The following is a 23,329-nucleotide window of genomic DNA, read 5'->3' on the forward strand; positions in this document are numbered from 1 at the left end:
TTACTGCCCTCCCTCGGCGGCCACGGCTTGCTGGGCACCCAGATAGGTGGATACGGCTTCGATCTGCTGGTCGCTGAGACGTTCGGCGACACCGGTCATCAGCTGATTGGGATCGTTCTGGCGACTGCCGTCACGCCAGGCGTTCAGCTGCTGCTTGATATAGTTGGGATGTTGCCCTGCAAGGCCCGGGAAAGCACTGCCCATACCCTGGCTGTCAGGACCATGACAGCTTTCACAGGCGGGAATGTACTGGTTCCAGTCCCCCCGAGTGGCAATTTTTTCGCCCAAGGTCAGCAGCTTCGCATCATCCGGTGCGGCAGCCGCCGCCGGCACCGGTTGCTGTGCATAATAAGCGGCCACATCCAGAATCTGCTGCTCGCTCAGGTTATCCACATTCGGCTGCATGATCGGGCTGACACGCGCGCCACGGTTGTAATCACGCATCTGCTTGGCGATGTAAGCCGCATCAAGCCCGGCCAGGCGCGGAAAGCCGGCTGCGTTATTGCCGGCACCATCCAGGCCATGACAGGCAAGGCAAGGCGCACCACTGCCATCTCCCTGCATGACGATTTTCTGACCGTCAGCCGCCACGCCCTGAGCCTGAACCGCTCCGCTGATCAGCAGGGCACCTGCCAGCGTCAGGCGCCAGTGTGTTTTCAACATGCCACTCTCCAGTACATTTACAGAATCTAATTAAGATTATTCTTATCGGAAATAATCATATTCCATATAAAACAATCTCGACAGACCTGCTGGAGAATATTCTGTCCGCTTATGGCATTGTCAGACGGCTTCTCAATCCACTGGCACGCCATACCCGGGCACGCACGGCATCATCCAGCCGCCCCCGGTGCGCCAATAACAAACTGAACCAGCGACTGGCGCGGGTAATACCGGTATACACCAACTCCCGTGTAAGTACCGGGTTAACGGCAGGTGGCAACAGCAACGCCGTATGGGCAAACTCCGAGCCCTGCGATTTATGCACGGTCATGGCGTACACGGTTTCAATTGCCTGCAGGCGACTGGGCAGTACCCATTTCAGGGTTCCATCCGCCAGTGGGAAGACAACCCGCAACGCCTGCCCGCCCTGCTCGGCAGGCACAGCGAGGGTGATACCGATATCACCGTTCATCAGCCCCAGGCCATAATCGTTCCGTGTCACCAGTACAGGGCGTCCCTCGTACCAGCCCTGATCCCGTTCGATCAAACCCGCTTTGCAGAGAGCGGCCGCGATACGCTCATTCAGCCCTTCCACACCCCAGGGGCCACGGCGCAGTGCGCACAATAACTGGAACTGGCCAAAAGCACTGAGAATAGCCCGCGCCCAGAGATCCAGTGCATCTTGCGTCGGCTCGACCGGTCGCCGGGTCGTTAGAAGGTGCAGATAGTGTCGATACCCCTGAGGCAGAGAGCCATCAGCGCCCATAGCCTGGTCGCCGCCCTCAAGCACCAGCCGTTCCAGCGCGCGGTCTTCCTGCCCCCTGAGCACTGTAAGCCCCAGGTCAGCATAGCCATCACTTAAAACCTTATTCACAGCCTCGGGATGGCCCGAGTTCACCGCCCGTGCCAGTGCGCCTATACCACTGTCCGCACCAAAGCGGTGACTGAACCTGAGCATGGCGATCGCTTGTGCCAACGGCTGGGTCGAGGCTTCGCCCTCTGCCGCCTGCCAGACCGCCACCTTTTGCCCCGTCTGGCGCTCCAGCTGTGCCAGCGTATCGGCGGTATAGCCCCCCAGATCCGCGCCTTCACAGAGATCCCCCAGCACCGAACCGGCTTCTACAGAGGCCAGCTGATCCTTGTCGCCGAGCAGAACCAGACGCGCCCGTGGCGGCAAGGCAGCCAATAGCTGTTGCATCATCTCCAGATCGATCATCGAGGCCTCATCCACCACCACCAGATCCGCATGCAGCGGGTTATCGGCATTGTGGACAAAACGGCGTGTACCGGGGCGCGCCCCCAGCAAGCGGTGCAAGGTGGTCACCTCCTGTGGAATGCCCTGCTGCAGCGGTTCAGGTAGACGCCCGATGGCTCCACTAATCGATTCAGTCAGCCGCGCCGCCGCCTTGCCGGTGGGCGCGGCCAATCGAATCCTCAATGTCCGGCCGTCATCACGGGCTAGGCTTTGCAGCAGTGCCAACAATTTCACCACGGTGGTAGTCTTGCCTGTTCCGGGGCCGCCGGTAATGATGCCGAAACGACGTCCCGCCACCAGTGCGCAGGCCAGTTGCTGCCAGTCGAGCTGTTCCCCCACTCGGTCAAACAGTTCACACAGACGTTGCTGCAAGCGTGCATCGTCTACTGGAAGCCCCTCCAGTCGTTCACCAACCTGCCGGGCAACATCGACTTCGTAACGCCACTGGCGATAGAGGTAAAGTCGGGTAGAGTCAGGCTCCAGCACCAGCGGTGCCGGTGGATCACCGGCATTGACCAGGGCGGAGGTCTGCAGGGCTGCCAGCCATTCGCTGCCCCCCAGCCCCTGTAACAGCTCCACCGGACGATCCGGCAGGGCTTCACCGAACTCGCCATCCGGCGGCAGCGACAGCGCCGTATCCGGAGCCGAGAGCAGATTGTCGATATCAGCGCAGATGTGCCCTCGCCCCAACTGGTGACTGGTCAACACAGCTGCCAGCAGTACCAGCGGCGAACTTGCCGGATCCAGCGTCTGCAGGAAGCGCCCCAGCGCCAGATCCAGCGACCGAATCCAGCCGCGCTCTTGCCAGCGCTGCAACAAGGCTTCCAGCGCCCCCCAATCTTGCAGGGCGGGATGCAGGTTGCTGCCAGCGGCAAAGAGATCATTTTGCTCAGCCATGAGCCACCTCCTCACCCGCCAGCAGACGATCCAGTGTTTCGATCAATTCAGCCTCCGGCCGGTCGATGCAGCAGCCATGGTGACCGGGTTCGTTGATACCACGCAGGAACAGATAGAGAGCACCTCCAACATGCTGTTCATAGCCGTTGATCGGATCATCGGCATAGCCAGGCAGGCGGGCCTTGAGCAGCCGGTGCAGTGCCAGCAGGTAAAGCACATACTGCACGTCATAGCGTTTATCCAATACGGCCTTCTGCATGGCAGCCAGGGTGTAGTGGCTGTCATCAGGCCCCAGCCAGTTGGATTTATAATCGGCCACCCAGTAACGCCCGTCATGTTCAAACACCAGATCGATAAAGCCCTTGAGCATGCCGCCCAGTTGCTGGGGTGCCAGTGCCGGACGCGTTTGTCCCGGCAATACCTGGTGGCTGATCAAGCGATCCAATCGAGCCACCGGCACCTCTGCGACTTCAAACCAGAACTCCATTTCGGCCTGATATTCAGTCAAACCAGCCAGAGGGACGGCATCTTCATGTAACGGCAAGGGTGTGGCCAGTAACTGCTCCAGCCAGGTGTCCAGCACCGGTAACCAGGGCTGCCACTCACGGCGCTGACAGCGTGGCGCCAGATAGTTCTGACGCAGACCCTGGTCCCTGGCTACCAGGTCAAAGCCTTGCTCGGCCGCCCATTCCAGGATGCCATGCAGGAAAGTACCGGCCTGAGGGCCTTTCCAGAAGTGGTGAGGGTCATAGTCAAATTCGACGACTGTTGACCCTGCGCTGGCTTCATCCCGGCTCTCGCGCGCGGTTTCCTCACCCGGTGTTTCGGAAGGCTCAGGCTCTGCCGGTGTATCCAGTTCAGCCTGCCCTTGCAGTTGAGCGATGGCACTGTAGCTGGCAATCCACCAGCGCTCACCCGCCACCGCACGCTCACAGCTGCGTGCCAGCGCCAGCGCTGTCGCGGATGAGGAGGCCGGCAGCAACGCGGTATCGATAGCGGGTGGGGCACTGACTTCAATGACGCCACCGCTGGCCAATGGCTGCAGCAGGTTACTCAACGCCGCGGTATCGGTTTTGTCAGCACAGCCCAATAGCTGGCCAAAGGCGCTTTTATGAATACTGAGCGAACGGTTACGCTTGATCGCGGCCACGCCCAACCAGCAGGCATGCACAGGTCGAGTGAGCGCTACATACAACAGACGCAGATCCTCCTGCAGGCGTTCAGCATCGGCTGCCGCCTTGGCTTTCTTGTCACTGCTGTCCAGTTCCAGCACCGTGCCGGCGTCGGTCTGATAGCGGTAACTGCCATTATCGGCCGTAACCTCACGGTAGTTGCAGATGAAGGGCAGAAAGACCAGTGGGTATTCCAGCCCCTTGGATTTGTGAATCGTCACTACCTGGACCAGATCGGCATCGCTTTCCAGGCGCATGATATGTTCATCACTGCCATTGCTGCTGTCGAGAATCTGTTCCTGCAGGTATCGGATCAGCGCCAGCTCACCTTCCAATTGGGTACTCGCCGTTTGCAGCAGCTCTGCCAGGTGCAAAATATTGGTAAGTACTCGCTCACCGTTTGTTTCCTGTAATAGCTTTGCCGGCAGGCCAAAACTATCAATCAGATGACGCACCATCGGCAGCACGCCCTGACGCTGCCAGATTTCGCGCAGCTGGCGGAAACGTTCCACCTCCTGCTCCCATTTCTGCTCATCACGGGTCAGCTGTTCCAGCCGGGCATAACCCAGATCCAGCGTGGCCGTTGCCAAAGCACTGTGCAAGCGCCCCGCCTGCTCCGGTTCAGCACAGGCACGCAGCCAGCGCCAGAGGTCTTCGGCCTCGGCACTGGCATAGACCGAGGCCTGATCAGACAGATACACACTGCGCACAGCGCGAAGCTCCAGCGCTTCGCGTACCACTTTCGCTTCACTGCCACTGCGCACCAGAATGGCGATATCACTCGGCTTTAACGGCTCCAGCTGGCCATCCGGTTGACGGAAACCCGCGCGCTGTTGCTGTGACAGGGTAAGTAAACGGCAGATTTCACTGGCCGTGTGTTCTGCCATGCGCTGACGGTAATCCCCCACAACCACGCCATCGGCGTCATCGTCGGTCAGCAACCAATGATTCAGGGCACCCGGCCGGGCTCCCTCGACCTCGAACACCTCCTTGCGGCCATTGGCCTCCACGGGGATGAACGGCAAGGGGTTATCGCCGTCGCGGGCAAAACGAAAGGCGCCGGTGGGCTGATGCGCTTCGGCCTGCTCAAACAGGCGGTTGACCCCTGCAACAAGAGCGGCAGAGGAACGGAAATTGCGCCCCAGCGTATAGTGCCGCCCGGCGGTATCCTCCCGTGCCTGAAGGTAGGTGTGGATATCAGCGCCACGGAAGGCATAGATAGCCTGCTTGGGATCACCGATCATCAACAGCGCTGAGGTTTCACATTCAGAGAGTCCAGCATCAGGCTGCCGGCCCTGATAAACCCGGCTGAAGATACGGTACTGCAGTGGGTCGGTATCCTGAAATTCGTCAATCAACGCGACCGGATACTGTCGCCGGATGGTGCTGGCCAGGTGATCACCGCCCTCGTCCTGCAAGGCATCATCCAGGCGCACCAGCATATCGTTGAAGCCAAGCGTTGCTGCACGCTCGCGAGAGCGATCAAAACGCTGCTGAATCCAGCGCGCAGCATGCAGTTGCACCGGCTGGACCGGCGGCTGCCCGGCCAGATAATCCACCAGCTGCTGAAGTTGTTCGAACACCGGATGGCTCGGGGTCTGTCCCTGTTTCGCCTTGGCGGTTTTGGCGGTCAACTTGGCCAGAGCAAAGTGCTCAAGTTTATCCACAGCCAGCGCAGCGCCCTCGGCCCAGGCAGCCATTTCGGCCAGCTTTCCGGGCAGGGATGCCGGTTTGTAGCTCTGGTTGTTGAGAATCTTCGCTTGCGCGGCTTCAATCAATAGTGCTTCGATGCCTTCGCGTTCGGCTGACCAGAGGGCACGCGCCTGCTGCTCCAGTTGCTCTTTCTGCGGCAACCAGCTTTCCAGTTGAGCGGCGTAATCGGCCGGCGACAACATTTGCCCGACCACTTCGCCCTGATAACGCACTTCCTGCTCGCCGGGCTGCAGCAAAGGCTTGAGGGTTTTCAACAGGCTATCCGGGTCTGACGCCAGATCACTGAGGGCATCGGCGGCTGCCGCTGGCAGGGCATAGCACCAGCTACGCCAGTAATCCCGCGCCATCTCGGCCAGCAACTCACTGTCATCCTGCTCCAGTTGCTGCTGAAACAGACTGCCGGTATCAAATGCATGCTGGGTCAGCATCCGCTGGCTCCAGCTGTGAATGGTGAAAACTGCGGCTTCATCCATCCACTCTGCGGCCTGTTCCAGCTTACGCGCCGCCAACGCCCGCGCGTCTGCATCGGCATAGCAGGGTTCGGCCAGCAGCTGTTGCAGGAAGGGGTCAGGTTCTGTTTTGCCACGAAAGACCAGAGAGGCTTCGGCCAGTCGGCTGCGGATACGGTCACGCAGTTCTCGGGTAGCAGCGTTGGTGAAGGTTACGACCAGAATATCCGGCGGCAGCAAGGGGCGGCCAAAGCCGGACTCGGTATCGCCGTGCCCCAACACCAGGCGCACATAGAGGGCGGCAATGGTGAACGTCTTGCCGGTACCGGCACTGGCTTCAATCAGGCGCTGACCCTGCAGGGGAAAGGTCAGCGGGTTCAGTGCTTCAGGCTTCCCGCTTGAATTTGGCTGACTCATGTGTCCTCCCGTGACAGCAGCTCACCCTGTTCGATCAGAGGGCTATACAGGGCGCGAGCCCAGTCCTCCAAACCTGCACGTAACAATGGCTCAAACTCGGGCCAGGCCCGCTGCAGATAACGATCAGTCGCACCTTCACCGGGAAAACGGCTGTTCCCCTCATAAGCATTGGCCGCTGCTTCGACAGGATCCTTGTCTTCCTGAACACCAAGCAAAGCCAGCGCGGTGCGGCAGGCCAACGGCGCCGGCTCCGCCAGTGCCTGAAGGTAGTACGCCAATACCTCGTCGAGCAGTTGCCGAGCCCGATCTGCCGCCAAAGGGCGAATCCGGGCACTGGTATCCGGCCCCACCAGGAAGGTGGTCAGTGAGTACCCGCTCGCGCTGACTGCCAGGTGATCCAGCCATGCCCGCACCAGCCGGTGCCAGCGGGGTTGGCCCTTGTCGCTGATCGCCTGGGGCGATGACAGGATCAGTGCCCGCTCCTCTCCTCCGTTGTGACGGTAAAGCCCACCAATCCAGTCTTCCAGTAACACCTGCGCGTTTCCGGCATTCAGCGTCAATTGTATTTCCAGTGGCTCTGCCAATGGCTGCCAGTCGGCCTGAAGCTGCTGAAGGTGCCTCAGCGTCGAGGCAGCCGGGCTGACAATTTCCCGCAAGGCCCGCTCACCATAGGGGCCCAGCGGCAACTCACCGGCCCTCTGCCAACGTGCCAGTTGCGATTGGATTCCCGCCTCATGAGTCTCGGCCTTGAGACCCGCGTCGATCAATTCAGAGCCGAGGCGGAACTGGTCCAGCCGGTCAAAGCGAAAAGGTTCGTGCTCCACCTGCACTTCGTCCAACGTCTCGAACCAGACACCCAGGCGCTGGGTGAAGAAGGTCTGTACCGGGTATCGCAGGAAACGCTGCAGCGTTTTCAGGTTGAGTGTTTCCGGAAGCTCCAGCGGCGGTAAATCCGTGTGCACCTGTTGCTCAACGCCATTGTGTACTTCACGCCATTCACCGGCATAGGTGAACAGGCGCGGATTCTGCTCAAAGTAGCGCGGACTGAACGGCTGTAGTGGATGCTCGGTGGTGAGCTGTGCCAGCAGTTCCGCACCCTTTTCTGTTTGCCAGCCCTGCTCAACATGATCACGCAGTTGGGCCACCAGCACCGAAGGTGGCTGTTCCGCGTTATCCCTTACACTGCGCCCCACCCAGCTGATATAAAGCGCATCCCGCGCTGACAGCATGGCTTCCAGGAACAGGTAACGATCATCCTCACGACGTGAACGATCACCGGGCCGGTAGCGCCCGACCATCAAGTCAAAATCCATCGGCGGCTGGATGCGCGGATAATCGCCATCGTTCATCCCCAGCAGGCAGACGCGGCGGAAGGGTATCGCACGCATCGGCATCAAGGTGGCGATATTAACGGCCCCCGCCAGGAAACGCTGCGACAGGCTCATTTCATCGATGCCATCGAGCCAGCTGTCACGCACCACTTCCAGCGGCAGGGGACGTTCCAGCATCGCTTCGGCACAAGCTTCCTGCCATTCCTGCAGTTTCTGGGTCAGACGTTCCATCAGCATCAGGTCCTGGTCACTAACCGGCAACAAGAAACGCTCCAGCAATTCGGTCAGCACAAGACTCCAATCGCTAAAGGGCTTCGGGGTCAGCAAGTGCTCACGCAACTGCAGTAGTGCCGCCACCAGCTCTGCCAGCGGCCCCACCTGTGCGGCTTCCAGACCACCGACCTCACCGTAGGCCTCAATCTCGGCAAAGGTCTGCTCGTCACCCATGATGTAGCCCAGCAGCATGCGTTTGAGACCGAACAGCCAGGTATTCTGCTCCAGCCCTTCCGGCAATTCCAAGCCAGCGCGCTGGGCACTGTCGAGGCCCCAGCGAATGCCCGAATCACGGATCCAGTGCTGCAGTTGCGGCAGGTCACTCTCAGCCATGCCGAAACGCTCACGCAGGGCAGGCACTTCCAGCAGATCGAACAGCTGACTGATACCGAAACGCTCCTGCGGCAGTTGCAGCAGCAGCTCCAGCGCAATCAATAGCGGTGCCTGGCCGCGGTTCTGCTGGTCATTCAACGTAAAGGGGATGAAACGTGGATCCCGTCGCGACAGACGGCCAAAAACGGAACGGATATGCGGCGCATACTGGTTCACGTCCGGCACCATGACGATGATATCGCGGGGCTTGAGGCTAGGATCCTCCTGGAACCACTGCAACATCTGATCGTGCAGGATTTCCACCTCGCGCTGTCGGCTGTGTGCGATCTGGAAGGTGAGTGAGTCATCACCTTCAGACCAGTGCCGAGCCTCGTCGGGTAAGGGTTCCAGCTCCAGAATATCCTGCTGAATCTGGTTCAGCAGCGACAGCTGTGCAACCTCCGGCTCGGGGTCATCAAACAGGTCGATACGCTGGAACCAGTCACGGTACTGGCTGGTATCGTCAAACTCATCCAGCAGACGAATATAGTCGCGCCCCTGCTTACCCCAGGCCGCCAACAGTGGCTGGGCGTGCAGATGAAGATCGGCATCACTTACGTCTTCAGGCATACCCGCCTTGAGGGCCTGGCGCCGGCGGGTACTGCGAAGCAGCTCCTTGCCATCGATGATATCGGCCCAGTAATGGCGGCAGGGGTTATGAACACAGAGGAGTACCTGAGTATGCTCTGCCAGCACCGAAAGAGCCTCGATAAACTGCTGTGGCAGTGCCGAGATGCCAAAGATGATCACTCGGCGCGGCATGGTGTGAGGTCGCTTTTGCAGCTGACTGCAAGCGCTCAGAAACTGTTGGTGCAGGTCGGCACGGCTAAGGTTGCGTTGGGTTTCGTCCATATCAGCACGGATGGCACGCCAGAGCAGAGGTTGCCAGCGCTGCTCCTCAGGCAGCTGCTGCTCCTGGCCCTTAGCATCAATCAGCAGATCCCGCCCTTCAGCCCAGGCACTGAGCCAGTCGGCACGGTATACCTGGTATTGATCATAGAGGTCCGCCAACCGCTCGGCCAGCTGATATTCCTTGCGCGCGGTCAGGTCATCCGCCAGAAAGCGGCGTAACTGCTCACACTCAGGCTGCTCGACCAAACCAGGCAGCAGCCGCAGCAGACGCCAGGCCAGTCGGGATTTGTCATAGGGCGAGGCTTTGGGCACTTGATCAGTGCCCAGCACGGCACGGTAGGCTTGCCAGAGAAACGCCGAGGGCAGCTGAATATCCAGTGACGCGGCAATCCCGCATCCCGGCTGGTCGACATGCTCTGGCGAACGAGCCAGTGCCAACTGCAGCCACTGGGCAATACCGTTGCTCTGCACCAGAATGGTTTCGTTTTCCAATACCCGCAGCGGATTGCTGCGCATCCAGTACACCAGCAACTCACGCAAAGCTTCCAGCCGGTTGCCGTGAATAATGGCCAGGCCTGCCTGGGGTTGATTCAAAGCCAACACTCCTGTGTCCAAGATACCTGCCGCCAATACCCCTTACCACCTTGGTAGGCATTGATGGAGGTCAATATCAAACAAACTGTTTACAGATTCCAACAGTTTATCACCGTACAATCCCTATCTTATGTCCAATACTCGGTAAGGATACGTATGTCTGCCAGCACTCCCACAATCAGGCGTTACCTGCTTAATCGCACCTTCCTGTTTTCCGCGATTGGCTTTCTGGTCCTGTTGCTGGTGTGCCGCCAGGCATACCAGGCCAGTGTTCGTGACAGCGCTGAAGAGATTGCCCGCTCGGTTGCCGAAAACACCTTTAATTCCATGTATCTGGTGATGAGCCAGGGCTGGACACGGCAACAGCTGGAGCAGTTCCTGCAACAGCTGTCACATACGGATGAAAGCGGATCTGATATGGATGTGCGCGTGTTCCGCGGGCAGACTGTAACCGACCTGTACGGCACCATCGACCAGGCCCCGCTGACACCTGAAATGCGACAGGCAATGCACGCCGGCACACCCAAGGCACTGCATGATGGCAATATCCACACCTACCTCTATCCACTGCAGGCACAGGAAAGGTGCCTGAAATGCCACACCAATGCCAGCACCGGTGACAACCTGGGCCTGATCGAGGTCGCCCAGGACCTGACGCCACAAATCGCCATCGCCAACCGTAACCTGCTCTACTACCTGCTGTTGCTGTCCCCCCTGCCCGCCCTGTTCGGGTTTTGGGCAGTCCGCTCGGTCACTCAGAAGGTCAACCATTCTGTCGATGAATTGAGCCGGCGTATTGCCCGCGTAGAATCGCTGGAAGACTTGGATGAACTATCACGCGATCGTGGCGACCTGGGTTTTACCGAACTCAACCATATCTTCAATCAGGTCGAAACACTGGCCACGCGCCTCAATGCCATTGCCGTCGACAAAGACCTTCTCGAGTTTGAAATTCGCCTGTTGGAGAAGTTCGTCATCACCTCCGAAGTGGTGCGCGACTGGCGTGAGTACATCAACATGCTGATGCTGGACATCAATCAGGTGATCCCGATCTACACCATGTTTTCCATCTTCAAAGTGGATGACGAACTGTTTGATCTGGAAATCTTCTGGCTGCGTCCCCCCTGTGACGACACCCGCGCCATGATGGAAGCCGCCGTGCTCAAACGGCTGCGCAGCAACTCGACGTTCCAGTTGCCCGGAGAGGTGGTGATTCATCACAACCACGTGCGTTCGGATGGCAAGATGACACTGAATGCGACTGAAATAGAGCTGCAAACCAAATCACTGCTGGTGGAAACACCCAAAATCGGCGGTATTGTCGGCATCGGCGTGCACTCGGATATCGTCAAGAACAACACCAAGGTTCTGGTACTGGAAAGCGTTCTGTCGACCCTGCTGAATGTCGTGGGCTCGGTCAAAGCCATCTACAAGTACACCCGCGATCTGGAGTATTACGCCACCCGTGACCCACTGACCAACCTCTACAACCAGCGCATGTTCTGGGAGTTGCTGGACTATGAGCTGGACCGTTGCCAGCGCCACGACTATCCCGTCGCCCTGCTTCTGATCGATCTGGATAACTTCAAGGCCGTCAATGACGGCTACGGTCATGCCGTCGGCGATAAGCTGCTGCAGCAGCTTTCGCTGACCATGCAGGAGCAGCTGCGCACCGGTGATGTACTGGCCCGCTATGGTGGCGATGAGTTTGTCGTCGTTTTGCCGGAAACATCAATTCAGGAAACCGAACAGATCGCAGAACGCCTGCTCGACTGTCTGCAGAGTTTTGCGCTGGATGTTAATCAGGGCAGCAGTGTGCGCGTCACCGGCTCTATCGGCGTGGGCATGTTCCCGGAGCATGCCGATAACCGCAAGGATCTATTCATGTTTGTGGATAACCTGATGTATCGGGCCAAAAGTCAGGGTAAGAACCGCATCAGCTTGCCGCATAAGGAGGATGTGGCAGATATCTTCCACGACATGAACCAGAAAATGTTGCTGGTGAATGAGGCTATCGAGAACCGCAGTGTGATTCCGGTTTTCCAGCCCATTCAGCCGCTGGAAGACAACATCCCGGCTGTCGAAGTGCTCAGCCGTATCGAGCTGCCAGACCGCTTGATGTCCGCTGGCGAGTTCATCGAAATTGCCGAATCCATGGGCAAGGTACACCTCCTTGATTACATCGTGATGGAAAAAGCCTTCATCGCTGTTAACGAGAGCGACTATGAAGGGCTGGTGTTTATTAACCTGTCACCTCGAGCCATTCTTGTTCGTGACTTCCTGCAGACTCTGCATGAACTCACCCAGCGCCATGACATCCGTCCAGACCGCATCGTCTTTGAAATTACTGAACGCGACACCGTCAAGAATATGGGGCTATTGGAGCGCTTTGTACGCAGCCTGAAGGACTCCGGCTATCGTTTGGCCATTGACGACTTCGGCTCAGGCTTCTCGTCCTTCCATTACCTGAAATACCTGCCAATCGATTACGTCAAAATCGAGGGCGAGTTCATTGCCAACATGGGCAGTGACCCCAAGGATATGGCCTTTGTTACCAGCATCACCAGCTTGGCCAAACAGCTGAATCTGAAAACGGTGGCAGAGTTTGTGGAGACCGAAGAGGTTCTGGACCTGGTCAGAAAGGTAGGCATCGACTATGCCCAGGGCTTCCATATTGGACGTCCAGATCGACAGTTGCCGGGGCAATAAGCCCCGGCATGTTCATTGAATCATCTGGCCTGCTCAATCAGAACATCGATCTCGGCCACGATCACATTGGATAACTCACAGACTTCACGGTACTTCGCTTCGGCTGCTTCAAGCTGCTGCTGACTGCGGGCGTCAATGATTTCGGCAATCAGCTGGTGCATACGGTCATGCGGACGCTCGATGGACGCCATGGCACCGGCACGACCGAAATGCTCCAAACCACGGCCGTAATACCAGCGGCCGAAATCACAGTCGTGTGAAGAGACCGCCTGTTCATGGGGGATCTCCGCATTGCCATCCAGAAACGCGCGCAAGCGCAGCTTCCAGGCCTGATGTGCAGCACGTGCGACTTCCAGCTCAACCACATCATCCTGTTGCACCTTAAACTTGCGAATCAGGCGCATCAGCTGGGACAAATCAGTACCGATGGTTGCGGTAGAGTTCAGAATCTCACCGGCCCCGCTTGAAGTTTCCTCTGATCCGCTGCTGATACGCACAATAGACTGGTTGATAGTCTCACTAACCTGAGTTTGCTCCTCCGCTGCTGAAGCGATTTGAGCAGTCATATCACGGATCTCATCCATCGCACGGGTAATGGCCTGCAGTGCTTCACCTGCCTTCGCCGCTGTCTCAACCGTGCGTTCAGACTGCGCCTGGCTCTGCTCGATCACACTGACTGTTCGCCCTGTACCTTCTTTGAGGGCGTTAATCATTTCATTTACTTCGGCGGTAGAGTTCTGTGTCCGATGTGCCAAAGCACGTACCTCATCGGCCACTACCGCAAAACCACGGCCCTGCTCACCCGCTCGCGCCGCTTCAATGGCCGCATTCAGAGCCAGCAGGTTGGTTTGATCGGCAATCTCTCGAATGACATCCAGAATAGAGTTGATGCGCTCACTGCGACTCTCGACATCACGTATAACCGACATCATGGCTGTCACATCATCGGCCAAGGCATGGATAGACGTAATGGCTTCTTCCACTACCTCACGTCCCAGCAAAGCCTGTTCATCGGCTCTCTGCGTGACTTCTGCTGAACCTGTCGCACTGCGCGCCACTTCCTGCGCAGTAGCTGTCATCTCATTCATAGCCGTAGCGATTTCGGTGGTCTCCTGACGCTGACGGTTGGTCAGCTCCAGTGTCTGATCACTGATATCAAACAGATGTGAGCCCGACGAGGATACCGATGCCACGGAGCGCATCAGTTCCTGAATCAGCTTTTCAACCTGCTCAATGAAGTAATTGAACTCCCTGGCAATCGCAGTGAGTTCATTATTCCCTTTCACAGGCAAACGTTGTGTCAGGTCACCTTCACCACAAGAGATATCCTGCATGGCACGTTCCACGTTTTTCAGAGGGCGTGCCACACTTTGGCTGATCAACCAGGCCACAAGAGCCCCCACCACAAGGAAACCGACAATGATCATTACCAGTTCCAACAAGGCATGCTCGTAGCGCTCAATGTAATCTGTGCGGTCCATCGCCAAGGTCACAACGCCTATAGGCTTTCCCGAAAAGTCCGTCAACGCACGACTGTACAAGGCGACCGGTCGCCCCTTTAAATCAGCTGTACCGACCTGTACCTCGCCATCCATTGCAGATTTGAGCAACGAGGTATCGATTCCGATGTCGCCAGACCAGGTAGACGCCAGAGATTCGAAACGGCTACTGCGCCATAACATTAAGGCCACATCAACACCGGTATCTGCTTTCAACTGTTCCACAAATGGCTGACCAAGCGAGAAGCCAAACTCTACAGTGCCCCAGTGCTCTCCCTGCAGGTTGATGGGAACCACACCACGAATGCCCAACCCGGCAACGCCCTGCTCAACACCACTAACGGCCGAGCGTGAAGCATTGGCATTTGTCACAGTCTGGCGGAAGCCGGAAAGGTCATCACCAAATTTTTCCGGTTTATGTACCCTCAACCAGGACGTTGCCGGCGGCGTGTGGAATTGAAGCTGACGCAGGCCGAAGTTATCCCTTAGCGATGCAAAACCCTGTCTGAGCTCAGACTCCACCGCCTTGCGATCACCCGCCTTCAATAGTGCCTGCACATGTGGCTGCGAGGCCATCATGGTTGCCATTGAAGTCGCCAGGCGTTGTTCTGCCTGAATGCGCCCGATCAACTCCTCAAAGCGCACCTGCAGTTCACGGCGCTCAGCTGACTCAATCAAGACTTCCAGATCGCGGTTCACTCCTGGCAGTACAAATGCTGCAACTGACGCCAGTAATATACAAAAGCCCCCAATAACCCGCATTCTAATGCTCAAGCGGTCCAGCATCATTCTCACCCTTGATTCGTTCCCACACTCCAGCCCTAGAATAGCGCCACAAATGAAAATTAATAACAGCTAATTTAATAAATATTGATTTAACCAGGATATTCTGGATGAAGACCTCAACTGGACATTCATTTGCCTGTCATCGCCTCTATCTAATGTAAGACACAACACTCTCACGGGGTTTATGACGATGATTGATCTGAGCGGAAAGAAAGGTATTGTCTTCGGCGTTGCCAATGATAAAAGTATCGCCTACGGCTGTGCTGATGTGCTCCGCCAATTGGGTGCAGAGATTTGCCTTACCTACCTTAATGAGAAGGCAAAGCCCTATGTGGCACCTTTGGCAGACCAGTTGGATGCAAGACTGTTTCTGCCTTGCAATGTGTCGGAACCAGGCGAAATGGAAGCGGTATTTGAAACAGTGCAGGAACAATGGAGGGAAATTGACTTTCTCATTCACTCCATCGCCTGGTCACCTCTGGATGAGCTGCACGGCCAACTGCTGGACTCCACCGCAGAGGGCTTCTGCAAGGCTGTGGATATCTCCTGCCATTCATTCATCCGTATGGCCAAGCTGGCAAAGCCACTGATGCCAAATGGCGGAACACTGCTGACCATGAGCTATCATGGCGCCGAACGCGTGGTTGAGAACTACAACATGATGGGGCCGATCAAGGCAGCGCTGGATAGCTCTGTCCGCTACCTGGCATCAGAATTGGGGCCGCATCAGGTACGTGTGCATTCACTGTCACCGGGCCCTATGCCGACCCGTGCTGCCAGTGGCATCCAGGCATTCGACAAACTGATGGACGATGCTATCGAACGCTCCCCACTGCACCGGTTGGGCACTCCTGAAGATGTGGGAAACATGGCTGCGTTTCTGGTCAGCGATCAGGCCGCATCACTAACCGGTAACCTGATCCATATTGATGCAGGCCATCATTTGATGGCCTGAAAACTGGTCCCGCGTCGACGTAACAGGTTTGATGCGGGGACTTTTAATACCCGTGAGGGACGGGTATTTGGCAAGACGGGTTTCCCGGCCACATAACGCAAAAACCCCGATCTCGACGAGACCGGGGTTTTCACTTAATTAAATGCTTGGCGATGACCTACTCTCACATGGGGAAGCCCCACACTACCATCGGCGATGACGCGTTTCACTGCTGAGTTCGGTATGGGATCAGGTGGTTCCACGGCTCTATGGTCGCCAAGCAAAACTGGAACAAACTGGATCTGAAATTCTTTCGACTGTCTGTTTTGTCGCTACAAGCGCTCAACCGGTGCTCTTGCGAGCCGATAATCTTTAACGTCTAACCATTCATCCAAACGCCTTGGGCGTTATATGGTCAAGCCTCACGAGCCATTAGTACAGGTTAGCTCAATGCCTTACAGCACTTACACACCCTGCCTATCAACGTCCTGGTCTCGGACGGCTCTACAGGGACCTCAAGGGTCCAGTGAGATCTCATCTTGAAGGGGGCTTCCCGCTTAGATGCTTTCAGCGGTTATCCCGTCCGAACGTAGCTACCCGGCAATGCCACTGGCGTGACAACCGGAACACCAGAGGTTCGTTCACTCCGGTCCTCTCGTACTAGGAGCAACTCTTCTCAAATCTCAAACGCCCACGGCAGATAGGGACCGAACTGTCTCACGACGTTCTAAACCCAGCTCGCGTACCACTTTAAATGGCGAACAGCCATACCCTTGGGACCGGCTTCAGCCCCAGGATGTGATGAGCCGACATCGAGGTGCCAAACACCGCCGTCGATGTGAACTCTTGGGCGGTATCAGCCTGTTATCCCCGGAGTACCTTTTATCCGTTGAGCGATGGCCCTTCCATACAGAACCACCGGATCACTAGAACCTACTTTCGTACCTGCTCGACGTGTCTGTCTCGCAGTCAAGCACCCTTCTACTCTTGCGCTCATTGGCTGATTTCCGACCAGCCTGAGGGTACCTTCGTGCTCCTCCGTTACACTTTGGGAGGAGACCGCCCCAGTCAAACTACCCACCACACAATGTCCTCGATCCCGATCAGGGACCTGAGTTAGAACCTCAACAGTACCAGGCTGGTATTTCAAGGACGGCTCCACACTGGCTAGCGCCAATGCTTCAAAGCCTCCCAGCTATCCTACACAAATAATGTCAAAGTCCACTGTGAAGCTATAGTAAAGGTTCACGGGGTCTTTCCGTCTAGCCGCGGGGACGCTGCATCTTCACAGCGAGTTCAATTTCACTGAGTCTCGGGTGGAGACAGTGTGGCCATCGTTACGCCATTCGTGCAGGTCGGAACTTACCCGACAAGGAATTTCGCTACCTTAGGACCGTTATAGTTACGGCCGCCGTTTACCGGGGCTTCGATCAAGAGCTTCGCCGAAGCTAACCCCATCAATTAACCTTCCGGCACCGGGCAGGCGTCACACCCTATACGTCCACTTTCGTGTTTGCAGAGTGCTGTGTTTTTAATAAACAGTCGCAGCCACCTGGTATCTTCGACCGACATCAGCTTAGGACGTAAAGTCCATCACCAACATCGGCGTGCCTTCTCCCGAAGTTACGGCACCATTTTGCCTAGTTCCTTCACCCGAGTTCTCTCAAGCGCCTTGGTATTCTCAACCTGACCACCTGTGTCGGTTTGGGGTACGGTCACACATAACCTGAAGCTTAGAGGATTTTCCTGGAAGCATGGCATCAACCACTTCACTCCATAAAGGAGCTCGTCATCAGGTCTCAGTCTTAAGAAGCCGGATTTGCCTAACTTCTCAACCTACACCCTTAAACACGGACAACCAACGCCGTGCTGGCCTAGCCTTCTCCGTCCCCCCGTCGCAGTTATGCGCGGTACAGGAATATTAACCTGTCTCCCATCGACTACGCTTTTCAGCCTCGCCTTAGGGGCCGACTCACCCTACCCTGATTAGCATTGGATAGGAACCCTTGGTCTTCCGGCGAGGGGGTTTTTCACCCCCTTTATCGTTACTCATGTCAGCATTCGCACTTCTGATACCTCCACGGTGCCTCCCGGCTTCCGCTTCAACGGCTTACAGAACGCTCCTCTACCATGCCCTAAGGCATCCGCAGCTTCGGTGTCTAGTTTGAGCCCCGTTATATCTTCCGCGCAGGCCGACTCGACTAGTGAGCTATTACGCTTTCTTTAAAGGATGGCTGCTTCTAAGCCAACCTCCTAGCTGTCTGAGCCTTCCCACATCGTTTCCCACTTAACTAGAACTTTGGGACCTTAGCTGGCGGTCTGGGTTGTTTCCCTTTCCACGACGGACGTTAGCACCCGCCGTGTGTCTCCCATGATTGCACTCTTGGGTATTCGGAGTTTGCATCGGGTTGGTAAGTCGGGATGACCCCCTAGCCGAAACAGTGCTCTACCCCCCAAGGTGAGACATGAGGCGCTACCTAAATAGCTTTCGAGGAGAACCAGCTATCTCCGGGCTTGATTAGCCTTTCACTCCGATCCACAGGTCATCCGCTGGCTTTTCAACGACAGTCGGTTCGGTCCTCCAATTGATGTTACTCAATCTTCAACCTGCCCATGGATAGATCGCCCGGTTTCGGGTCTACTCCCAGCGACTAAACGCCCTATTAAGACTCGGTTTCCCTACGCCTCCCCTAAACGGTTAAGCTTGCCACTGAAAGTAAGTCGCTGACCCATTATACAAAAGGTACGCAGTCACCGTCCGAAAACGGCTCCCACTGCTTGTACGTACACGGTTTCAGGGTCTATTTCACTCCCCTCACAGGGGTTCTTTTCGCCTTTCCCTCACGGTACTGGTTCACTATCGGTCAGTCAGGAGTATTTAGCCTTGGAGGATGGTCCCCCCATATTCAGACAGAATATCACGTGTTCCGTCCTACTCGATTTCACTGCGTATAGGTTTTCGTGTACGGGGCTATCACCCACTATGGCCACACTTTCCAGAGTGTTCCACTAACCACAACACAGCTTAAGGGCTGGTCCCCGTTCGCTCGCCGCTACTAAGGGAATCTCAATTGATTTCTTTTCCTCCGGGTACTTAGATGTTTCAGTTCCCCGGGTTCGCCTCTCAAAGCCTATGTATTCAGCTAAGAGATACCCGCAAGCGGGTGGGTTTCCCCATTCGGAAATGTTCGGATCAAAGCTCGTTTACCAGCTCCCCGAACCTTATCGCAGGTTACAACGTCCTTCATCGCCTCTGACTGCCAAGGCATCCACCGTGCACGCTTATTCACTTGACCATATAACCCGAAGGCGTCTGGCAAATGAATGGTTCGTAACGATTATCGCCGGTTGGCGCTTGTATCAAACAATACAAGACAATCTTTCAGATCCAATTTGTTAAAGAGCGTTTAAAGCGTTGAAGCTTTAAAAGATGGACTCAAAAACTTCACATCAAGTGTGAAGTGAGTGCATGTTTTAAAACTTTCTTGACCATTCCAGGCATTTGAGGAATGGTGGAGCTATGCGGGATCGAACCGCAGACCTCCTGCGTGCAAAGCAGGCGCTCTCCCAGCTGAGCTATAGCCCCATAAGGGTTGTCGCGTTGTCATTTTGTGTCAATCAAGGCCAATCCCGAGGCCGCATAGCCTGCTAAGCAACGAAGGATTTAACGCTGAGTGGCGCAAAATTGGTAGGCCTGAGTGGATTTGAACCACCGACCTCACCCTTATCAGGGGTGCGCTCTAACCAACTGAGCTACAAGCCTACATATTCGGCATCTGCCGATTACGCTCTCTTTAACTTTCGATCAGGTAATATGTGTGAACGCTTGCCAGAACTTCGCAATCGTTTAAGGAGGTGATCCAGCCCCAGGTTCCCCTAGGGCTACCTTGTTACGACTTCACCCCAGTCATGAATCACACCGTGGTAACCGTCCTCCCGAAGGTTAGACTAGCTACTTCTGGTGCAACCCACTCCCATGGTGTGACGGGCGGTGTGTACAAGGCCCGGGAACGTATTCACCGCGACATTCTGATTCGCGATTACTAGCGATTCCGACTTCACGCAGTCGAGTTGCAGACTGCGATCCGGACTACGACCGGTTTTCTGAGATTTGCTTACCCTCGCGAGTTCGCGGCCCTCTGTACCGGCCATTGTAGCACGTGTGTAGCCCTACTCGTAAGGGCCATGATGACTTGACGTCATCCCCACCTTCCTCCGGTTTGTCACCGGCAGTCTCCTTAGAGTTCCCACCCGAAGTGCTGGCAAATAAGGATAGGGGTTGCGCTCGTTACGGGACTTAACCCAACATTTCACAACACGAGCTGACGACAGCCATGCAGCACCTGTCACTGCGTTCCCGAAGGCACCAAGCTATCTCTAGCAAGTTCGCAGGATGTCAAGAGTAGGTAAGGTTCTTCGCGTTGCTTCGAATTAAACCACATGCTCCACCGCTTGTGCGGGCCCCCGTCAATTCATTTGAGTTTTAACCTTGCGGCCGTACTCCCCAGGCGGTCAACTTATCGCGTTAGCTGCGCCACTAAAGGATCAAGTCCCCCAACGGCTAGTTGACATCGTTTACGGCGTGGACTACCAGGGTATCTAATCCTGTTTGCTACCCACGCTTTCGCACCTCAGTGTCAGTATCGGTCCAGGCAGTCGCCTTCGCCACTGGTGTTCCTTCCGATCTCTACGCATTTCACCGCTACACCGGAAATTCCACTACCCTCTACCGTACTCTAGTCTGGCAGTATCAGGTGCAGTTCCCAGGTTGAGCCCGGGGCTTTCACATCTGACTGACCAAACCACCTACGTGCGCTTTACGCCCAGTAATTCCGATTAACGCTTGCACCCTCCGTATTACCGCGGCTGCTGGCACGGAGTTAGCCGGTGCTTCTTCTGATGTTAACGTCACAGTATGCGGGTATTAACCACACACCTTTCCTCACATCTGAAAGTGCTTTACAACCCGAAGGCCTTCTTCACACACGCGGCATGGCTGGATCAGGGTTGCCCCCATTGTCCAATATTCCCCACTGCTGCCTCCCGTAGGAGTCTGGGCCGTGTCTCAGTCCCAGTGTGGCTGATCATCCTCTCAGACCAGCTACGGATCATCGCCTTGGTGAGCTTTTACCTCACCAACAAGCTAATCCGACGCGGGCTCATCTGATAGCGTAAGGTCCGAAGATCCCCTACTTTCCCCCGAAGGGCGTATGCGGTATTAGCAGTCGTTTCCAACTGTTGTCCCCCACTACCAGGCAGATTCCCACGCGTTACTCACCCGTCCGCCGCTCGTCAGCAACTAGCAAGCTAGTTCTGTTACCGCTCGACTTGCATGTGTTAGGCCTGCCGCCAGCGTTCAATCTGAGCCATGATCAAACTCTTCAGTTCAAATCTTTGTGAGTCATATTAAGAGGGAGGAATGATCCCTCAGACTCGGCTCAAGGTATTACACAACGCTAAATGAATATTCAGTTAGGTTGCTTGCCTTGATTAAGCTTTGTGTGCTCAATCCTGACAAGCGCCCACACATATTACCTGATCAATTTGTTAAAGAGCGGGCTTGATCAACCTGCCGTGTGGCAGAACATGTTGTCTCAAGCGAGGCGCGTATCTTACCGCATCCTCATTCGGTGTCAACCGTTTTTTTCGTTTTTTGTTTCAGTGCCGAAGCACTCAAACAACGAAGCGGTTAAAACCAAGGAGGCAAATTCTACATCAGAAATCTAAGTGATTTCAAGAGCTTATCTCCTTCTCTCCCGAGCCGTTCAGTGTTGCGTGAACCCCGTCGTCTCAAGCGAGGAGGCGAATTCTACAGACATGAGATGGGGCGTCAACTGTTTTGTGTAAAATAATTTCAAAAAGGTGAAACAGCGTCACTTTCGACCAATACCCTGCCAGTAGAGGTAGAGGTAGAGGTAGAGGTAGAGGTAGAGGTAGAGGTAGAGGTAGAGGTAGAGGTAGAGGTAGAGGTAGAGGTAGAGGTATTCAGCATAGCCACGTAAAAGGCAGAAACGACAACGGGCACCCAAGGGTGCCCGTTGTTACATAACAGGGACTGTTAGTCAGCCAGGTAGAAGAGATGGTGCTTCTTCTTGCCCAGTTTCACCAGGAAGTATTTGTCGAAGCGAGCATTGGCAGAGCTGAACAGTGCAGCGGCGCTCATATTCTGATCCATGCCACATGCCTGATCATTAATGATCACAGCGTTGCGCTGCAGAGCATCCTTAACCTGCTTACCGGAGTTTGCCATCCCCGCATCCACCAGCAGAGTCGTCAGAGGCTGCTCGCTCAGCTCGGCCGGAACTGCGGAGGCCGGCAGGCCATCCAGCTGCAGCTGGGCATAATCATCAGCACTCAAGCTGGACACGTCACCGGAGAACAGCGCCTCGGTAATACGACGAGCCGCCTGTAACGCATCTTCACCATGCACCAATCGCGTCATTTCTTCAGCCAGAACCTGCTGACCCTGAGGACGGCCTTCACGCTCCTTGTCTTCCGCTTCAATGGCATCGATCTTATCCACCGACAGGAAGGTAAAGAATTTCATGAAACGGTATACGTCCGCATCAGGCGTCTGCAGCCAGAACTGGTAGAAAGCATAGGGCGAGGTTTTCTTCTCATCCAACCAGACGGCGCCACCTTCGGTTTTACCGAACTTGGTACCATCAGATTTGGTGATCAAGGGTAGTGTCAACGCGTGGGTCGCAGCGCCATTTACACGGCGAGTCAGATCGATACCACCAACGATGTTGCCCCACTGGTCGGAGCCACCGATCTGCATGGTGCAGCCGTACTTACTGTTAAGCTGCTGGAAATCGTATGACTGCAAAATCTGATAAGTGAACTCGGTAAACGAAAGGCCTGAACCTTCACGCTCTATACGCTGTTTCACCGATTCCTTGGCAATCATCTTGTTAACGGTGAAGTGCTTGCCAATATCACGCAGGAAGCTGAGCACATCGACATTAGCCGTCCAGTCGTAGTTATTGGCCAGGATGGCACCGTCTTCATCATTAAATTCGATGAAACGGCTGATCTGTCCTTTCAGGCAGTCACTCCATTGCTTCACAACGTCTTCGGAGTTCAGCTGGCGTTCCTGATCCTTAAAACTGGGATCACCAATCAGACCGGTTGCACCACCGACCAGAGCGATAGGACGATGGCCGGCATCCTGGAAGCGCTTAAGCATCAGCAGTGGCACCAGGTGACCCAGATGGAGGCTATCGGCAGTCGGATCGAAGCCGCAATAAAGCGTCACCGGTCCCTGAGCCATATGCTCAACCAGCTCCTCTTCACTGGTCATCTGTGCGATGAGACCACGGGCCTTGAGATCTTCGATCAAACTGTTTGCGTTCATAACCGCCGAAATCCCTCTATTGGATTGAAAATTAGCAGAGACGGCATTCTACAGCT

General features: G+C 55.9%; 9 protein-coding genes, 2 tRNA genes and 3 rRNA genes. 2 read left to right on the forward strand and 12 right to left on the reverse strand.

From position 1 onward, the window contains the following. The 4 genes from O3C79_RS18760 to recC all read right to left on the reverse strand — a co-directional run bounded on the left by O3C79_RS18760 (position 1) and on the right by recC (position 9,988). Positions 1-663, reverse strand: coding sequence for a c-type cytochrome (locus O3C79_RS18760; RefSeq protein WP_494384323.1), 663 nt, complete (start codon positions 661-663; stop codon positions 1-3). 109 nt (positions 664-772) lie between these two features. Beyond that, complete coding sequence (gene recD, locus O3C79_RS18765) at positions 773-2,815, reverse strand: exodeoxyribonuclease V subunit alpha (RefSeq protein WP_494384324.1); 2,043 nt, start codon at positions 2,813-2,815, stop codon at positions 773-775. Beyond that, positions 2,808-6,566, reverse strand: a complete 3,759-nt coding sequence (recB, locus tag O3C79_RS18770) for an exodeoxyribonuclease V subunit beta (RefSeq protein ID WP_494384325.1) — start codon at positions 6,564-6,566, stop codon at positions 2,808-2,810. The genes recD and recB overlap by 8 nt, the downstream gene beginning before the upstream one ends. Further along, entirely contained in the window at positions 6,563-9,988 is a 3,426-nt protein-coding gene (recC, locus tag O3C79_RS18775; protein WP_494384326.1) for an exodeoxyribonuclease V subunit gamma, read from the reverse strand. The genes recB and recC overlap by 4 nt, the downstream gene beginning before the upstream one ends. A gap of 156 nt (positions 9,989-10,144) precedes the next feature. Here recC and O3C79_RS18780 point away from each other — a divergent pair, with 156 nt between their 5' ends. Continuing rightward, complete coding sequence (locus O3C79_RS18780; protein WP_494384327.1) at positions 10,145-12,697, forward strand: putative bifunctional diguanylate cyclase/phosphodiesterase; 2,553 nt, start codon at positions 10,145-10,147, stop codon at positions 12,695-12,697. A gap of 20 nt (positions 12,698-12,717) precedes the next feature. Here the strand turns inward: O3C79_RS18780 and O3C79_RS18785 are convergent, their stop codons facing one another. Next, entirely contained in the window at positions 12,718-14,895 is a 2,178-nt protein-coding gene (locus O3C79_RS18785; protein WP_494384328.1) for a methyl-accepting chemotaxis protein, read from the reverse strand. Between the two features lie 277 nt (positions 14,896-15,172). On the opposite strand from O3C79_RS18785, the gene fabI reads away from it, so the two are divergent. Then, the gene (fabI, locus tag O3C79_RS18790) at positions 15,173-15,937 is read left to right on the forward strand and encodes an enoyl-ACP reductase FabI (RefSeq protein ID WP_494384329.1); all 765 of its coding nucleotides are present in this window, start codon (positions 15,173-15,175) and stop codon (positions 15,935-15,937) included. Positions 15,938-16,081: 144 nt separating this feature from the next. Here fabI and rrf read toward each other — a convergent pair. From rrf to tyrS, 7 genes are all read right to left on the reverse strand, one after another. Further along, positions 16,082-16,197: ribosomal RNA gene (gene rrf, locus O3C79_RS18795) — 5S ribosomal RNA — on the reverse strand. A gap of 130 nt (positions 16,198-16,327) precedes the next feature. Continuing rightward, positions 16,328-19,212, reverse strand: a 23S ribosomal RNA gene (locus O3C79_RS18800). Between the two features lie 214 nt (positions 19,213-19,426). After that, positions 19,427-19,502: transfer RNA gene (locus tag O3C79_RS18805), tRNA-Ala, on the reverse strand. Positions 19,503-19,602: 100 nt separating this feature from the next. After that, positions 19,603-19,679, reverse strand: a tRNA-Ile gene (locus O3C79_RS18810). A gap of 85 nt (positions 19,680-19,764) precedes the next feature. After that, positions 19,765-21,304 (reverse strand): 16S ribosomal RNA (locus O3C79_RS18815). Together the 16S, 23S and 5S rRNA genes with 2 tRNA genes alongside form the textbook arrangement of a ribosomal RNA operon. A gap of 485 nt (positions 21,305-21,789) precedes the next feature. After that, positions 21,790-21,945, reverse strand: coding sequence for a hypothetical protein (locus tag O3C79_RS18820; protein ID WP_494384330.1), 156 nt, complete (start codon positions 21,943-21,945; stop codon positions 21,790-21,792). 29 nt (positions 21,946-21,974) lie between these two features. Beyond that, the gene (tyrS, locus tag O3C79_RS18825; protein WP_494384331.1) at positions 21,975-23,273 is read right to left on the reverse strand and encodes a tyrosine--tRNA ligase; all 1,299 of its coding nucleotides are present in this window, start codon (positions 23,271-23,273) and stop codon (positions 21,975-21,977) included. Positions 23,274-23,329: the final 56 nt, after the last annotated feature.

The organism is Marinobacterium sp. NO-S09, from assembly GCF_059179545.1.